Below are 3412 nucleotides of genomic sequence, written 5' to 3' on the forward strand. Positions count from 1 at the left end.
TCCCCTGGGCGAAATGCGCCTGGTAAGCAGAGTTTTTGAAATGTAAGGCCTTTGAATAAGACAAAAGGCTGCCTCATCGCTAACTTTGCAACAGTGCCATACTGTGTAGTATCATAATGCATAAATCACGATTTTTGATACTGACATTCAGTACCGTTTTGGGTGGTATCAAAACTCATAACATTTGAGACGGTTAAAAAGAGAACAGAACACCCGTTTACGAAAGGATGCGTGATGGCTGCTGATTTTCTGACCGACAAACAGACACAGAACTACGGGCGTTATGCCGCAGAGCCAAACGAGATCCAGCTGGCACGGTATTTTCATCTTGATGAGCGAGACCTTACTTTCATCAACCTGCGTAGGGGCAGGCATAACCGGTTGGGAATTGCCCTTCAACTCACAACTGCCCGCTTTCTGGGAACCTTCTTGTCCGATCTCATGCAAATACCGCCCGGTGTCCAGTTTTATGTCGCAAGGCAACTTAACATCCGCTATCCAGAGATCATTTCCCGCTATGCTCAAAGGGAAAACACACGTTGGGAGCACCACGGGCTTATCAGGCAGCACTATAGCTATCATGATTTCGGTGATTTCCCGTGGTCGTTCAGACTGAAGCGATTGCTGTATACCCGTGCATGGCTCAGTAATGAACGCCCCGGACTGATGTTCGATTTTGCCACCGCGTGGTTGCTTCAAAATAAAGTGTTGTTGCCAGCCGCATCCACCCTGACGAGAGTCATTGGTGAAATCCGTGAGCGTGCGACCCGCCGCTTGTGGCGAAAATTGGCCGCGCTGCCAAACCGTTGGCAGACCGCACAACTGGCTGGGTTACTTGAAATCCCCGAAGGACAGCGACTCTCAGTGATGGAGCACCTAAAAAGAGGCCCTGTCACTATCAGCGGCCCCGCGTTCACTGAAGCACTTGAACGTTACACTCGCCTGCGCAGCCTGGAGTTTTCCTGTCTGAATTTCACTGGGCTGCCCGCCATACAGCTCCGCAATCTGGCACGCTATGCCGGAATGGCATCGGTGAAATATATCAGCAGAATGCCAGAAGAACGGCGGCTGGCGATCCTTACCGCATTCGTGAAAGCGCAAGAAATCTCGGCGCTGGACGAGGCCGTTGACGTGCTGGATATGCTGATCCTCAATATTACCCGGGAGGCGAAGAAAACCGGGCAGAAAAAGCGACTTAGGACGCTCAAGGATCTTGACCGCGCGGCGTTGCTGCTGGCGCGGGCATGCGCACTTTTACTTGATGAAGATACCGCCGATGATTTGCTGCGAAAGACCATATTCAGCAGTGTGTCTGTCGCCAGACTGGCAGAGTCCGTGGAAAAAGTGAATGAACTGGCCCGCCCCCAGGATACAAACTTTCAGGATGAAATGGTGGAGCAATACGGACGGGTAAGGCGTTTTTTGCCCGCACTACTGCGCGATCTGCACTTCCGTGCGGCCCCAGACGGTGAACATACCTTGGCTGCCATCCATTACCTGGCAGAGCTAAACGGCTCGAAAAAACGGATCCTGGACGATGCACCTGAACATATCATTTCAGGCCCTTGGAAACGCCTGGTGTACGATGCTGACGGTCGGATACAGCGAGCAGGTTACTCGTTGTGTCTGCTGGAGCGACTTCAGGATGCGCTACGCCGTCGTGACATCTGGTTGGAAAACAGCGATCGTTGGGGTGATCCGCGCCAAAAACTTCTTCAGGGGGAGGAATGGCAGGCGCAGCGGGTTCCAGTCTGCCGGGCATTGGGTCACCCCACTAATGGCAGTAAAGCATCGGAGCAATTGGCCGCTCAGTTAGATGAAACCTGGAAAACGGTGGCATCACGTTTTGATCGCAATACCGCCGTGGACATCTGCAATGAAGGTAAACATCCTTCGCTGACCATCAGCAGCCTGGATAAATTGGATGAACCACCGGCGCTGATACAACTGAGCAGCCGAGTCAGACAATTGCTTCCACCCGTTGACCTGACAGAACTGTTGCTCGAGATTGACGCCAGAACTGGCTTCACCCGTGAATTCAGCCATGTCAGCGAGTCAGGTGCCCGTGCGCAGGATCTGCATATAAGCCTGTGTGCGGTGATGCTGGCTGAGGCCTGCAATATCGGACATGAGCCGCTGATCAAGCACAATATCCCTGCACTGACTCGCCATCGTCTGAGCTGGGTGAAACAGAACTACATCCGAGCAGAAACGCTGGTTAGCGCCAATGCGCGGCTGGTTGATTTTCAGTCCTCGTTAGCGTTGGCAGGATACTGGGGGGCGGGGAGGTAGCCTCCGCTGATGGTATGCGTTTTGTCACGCCAGTGAAAACGGTGAATTCTGGCCCCAACAGAAAATACTTTGGTTCAGGGCGCGGCATCACCTGGTACAACTTTGTCTCTGACCAATATTCGGGTTTTCATGGCATAGTGATTCCTGGAACACTGCGGGATTCCATCTTTGTGCTGGAAGGGCTACTTGAGCAACAAACGGGACTAAACCCGGTTGAAATCATGACGGACACAGCAGGTACCAGTGACATTATCTTTGGCCTGTTCTGGCTACTGGGATACCAATTTTCACCTCGTCTGGCGGATGCGGGTGAGGCTGTGTTCTGGCGGGCCGACAAAGCAGCGAATTACGGGGCGTTGGACAAACTGGCGCGGGGTTGTGTTGACCTTTCTAAAATCGAAAGCCACTGGGATGAGATGATGCGGGTTGCCGGTTCGCTGAAGCTGGGCACTATTCATGCGTCAGAACTCATTCGATCGCTATTGAGAAGTACCCGACCGTCAGGGCTTGCTCAGGCAATAATGGAGGTCGGAAGAGTTAACAAGACACTGTATCTTCTCAACTATATTGATGATGAGGACTATCGTCGCCGGATCCTAACACAGTTGAACCGGGGTGAAGGCCGCCATGCCGTTGCAAGAGCCATCTGCTACGGTCAGCGTGGCGAGATCAGAAAACGTTACCGCGAGGGGCAGGAAGATCAGTTGGGTGCGCTGGGTCTGGTGACAAACGCAGTGGTGCTGTGGAATACGCTTTATATGCAGGAAGCCTTGTCGCACCTGCGCAGCATCGGGGAAGGGCCAGAGGATGAACATATCGCGCGGCTTTCGCCTCTGATGCACGGTCATATCAACATGCTGGGACATTATACGTTCACACTACCGGAGGATATTATGAAGGGGGAATTGAGGCCGTTAAATCTCAATTTAAACAATGAATTATCTCCTTAGCGTGGTTTTTTACATCATTGGCCCTCAAACCCCATGATGATGGTTTCGAAACGTCTTAAGGCCAAAGACTATCGGGCACTGTTGCAAAGTTAGCGATGAGGCAGCCTTTTGTCTTATTCAAAGGCCTTACATTTCAAAAACTCTGCTTACCAGGCGCATTTCGCCCAGGG

At 52.2% G+C, this 3412-nt stretch carries 1 pseudogene; it reads left to right on the plus strand.

The window, feature by feature from the left end:
- Window positions 1-234: 234 nt before the first annotated feature.
- A pseudogene (locus ACNQ0W_RS24825) lies at window positions 235-3242 on the plus strand (Tn3 family transposase).
- Window positions 3243-3412: the final 170 nt, after the last annotated feature.

It is taken from the genome of Enterobacter cloacae complex sp. 6730903, assembly GCF_048283985.1.
In the GTDB taxonomy this organism is placed as follows: domain Bacteria; phylum Pseudomonadota; class Gammaproteobacteria; order Enterobacterales; family Enterobacteriaceae; genus Enterobacter; species Enterobacter hormaechei_C.